Source organism: Companilactobacillus bobalius (assembly GCF_009764355.1).
Map to the genome: position 1 here is coordinate 1 of NZ_LNUA01000042.1, position 1,954 is coordinate 1,954.

Annotated in this window: 2 protein-coding genes; both read right to left on the reverse strand. The window is 47.9% G+C overall.

Annotation, left to right across the window (positions count from 1 at the left end; all coding sequences use genetic code 11):
* On the reverse strand, positions 1-328 hold a 328-nt coding region (locus tag ATN92_RS12555; RefSeq protein WP_158106619.1), incomplete at its 3' end, for an IS6 family transposase.
* A 150-nt stretch (positions 329-478) separates the two neighbouring features.
* Complete coding sequence (locus ATN92_RS12560; RefSeq protein ID WP_056950611.1) at positions 479-1,717, reverse strand: glutamate--cysteine ligase; 1,239 nt, start codon at positions 1,715-1,717, stop codon at positions 479-481.
* Positions 1,718-1,954: the final 237 nt, after the last annotated feature.

Below are 1,954 nucleotides of genomic sequence, written 5' to 3' on the forward strand. Positions count from 1 at the left end.
AATCACGATGTTTACGTAACTCAAAGTCTAGCGTTAATCCCTGATTGTCAATGGCGCGATACAAATAGCACCATTGACCTTTAACCTTGATGTAAGTCTCATCCACTCGCCAACTTTGAGAAGCTGAATGTTTATGCCGACGCCACAACACCTGAAAGATTGGTCCGTAGTGATGAACCCAGCGCATAATCGTTGTATGATGAACAGTAATTCCACGATCACGTAAAATCTCAACGACATCACGATAACTCAAATTAAATCTGAAGTAGTAGCCAACGGCTACTAAGATGATGTCCTTTTGAAAGTGGCGTCCCTTAAAGTGATTCATGCGCGCAATCCCTCGTTTCTTGGTACCAAGTATACTAAAATCAAGTCAGCGAGGAAAATTTGCACCAGAACCCTTATTAGTTGGTTTGTTGTTCGTCCGCCGATGTGCGTCCTAACGTGCCAACACGTGTGTACGCCGATTTCAGTATATTCAAGCATTAAAATGTGGTGTCGCAGCCAGCTGGAGTGCAAGTTGGGTTGCACGTTCGAGCGAATCGTTTGTTTGTTGTTCCCAGCGGGCCGCGAGTGTGTTGGCCGGGTCGTGCAGACTAGTTAAGATATGTTGGGCGACTTGCAACGCGTGTGGTTGATGTAAACTGGTAGCCATAGTTTGTAGCGCGTCAGCTAGTTGTTCGCCTTCAGTTAGCTGTCGAGTCACTTGCATGGGGGTTTCGATGGCAACTTGTTCGTTGGCGCGCTGACCCGCCTGAATCCAATTATCCGTACTAGCTGGCACTGGTAACCAGAGCATCAGTAAAACGAACCACGTTAAGCAGGTCAGTTGGGACAGATCAACGCCCGCACCGGCCCATGGGTTCAGGTCTAAGTTACGTAATTCCAAGTATTGAATCCCATTCTGACATAGTTGTGAATGACCACCGGCATGACGCAATCGAACCTGACCGTAAAATTCCTTGGTCGCACTTAATTTTCCATTATCAACGGCCGCTTGCAGTGTTTGACAATAGTCATTTAACGACGCGTACGAGACCGTAACACCCGGCCGATTGGTATACCCGCTAGAACTGTTGCGTAAGCTTCGAACGGGCTGGGCTGGTGGCGTAAGACCAGACTGTGGCCAGCAGCGTGGTGAGCAGCCATAAAGATACGTCAGTAGCCAGCGATAGTGCAAATAATTCTGCGCAATGTGCAGGTAACAGCGATTTTGAAAGGTAGTGAAATCACGACTATCTGTCTGGGCCTGATACAATCCCATCATCAGACTAGCCGCTAAGCTCACATTACAGTGAACACCTGACAACATTTGACGTCGTCGGCCATAGCGGTGAGCAAGTCCTTGTCGATAGGCGACAGCGGCCGCATCCAACTTAGCAATTGGAATATCCCGGTCTTCTCGTGGAAGTGTGGGCAGCATGCTTAGCGGCCAAATCAGTTCAGGCAGAAGCCTTTGCCGGACTTGTTGTGTGAGCATCGTTAAGGCGTGCAACGCAGCAACCGCACTTGCTTGCGGTTGGGTGACTAACTCCAACTGTGTCTCCGCAAAGTCCCGTTGCAGGCCGGACAACTCGATGATAAGTGTTGGTGATAATGCCGTATCCGCCAAATGACCGGTCACCGTTACCCGCTGGCCTTCCCGTTCCAGCCCAATCTGAACAATCTGTGCATTGATCAACGCCGTATTTTCCATTAATAATTGTTGCCACTCCATCCACTCACCTCGCTGATTCAATCTAAATTTATCGTAGCATAGTCCCGACCTTGGTTCACTGATTATGACCTATTATTTAGCTGACTTACCATTACGAAATGAGTTTCCGCGCGTCCCTGCTTGATCATCCAAAGGATCAAAAAAACGAGTACCCAGTATTACCGGGTACTCGTTTTTAGGGTAATAATATCGGGTCTAGAATTTTTGGTGTTGGAAAGTATTTCCATTCCAAAAGTA

Coding starts and splice junctions, on each gene's coding strand:
- ATN92_RS12560 (WP_056950611.1), bottom strand. CDS start 1,717: ATGGAGTGGCAACAATTATTAATGGAAAATACGGCGTTGATCAATGCA.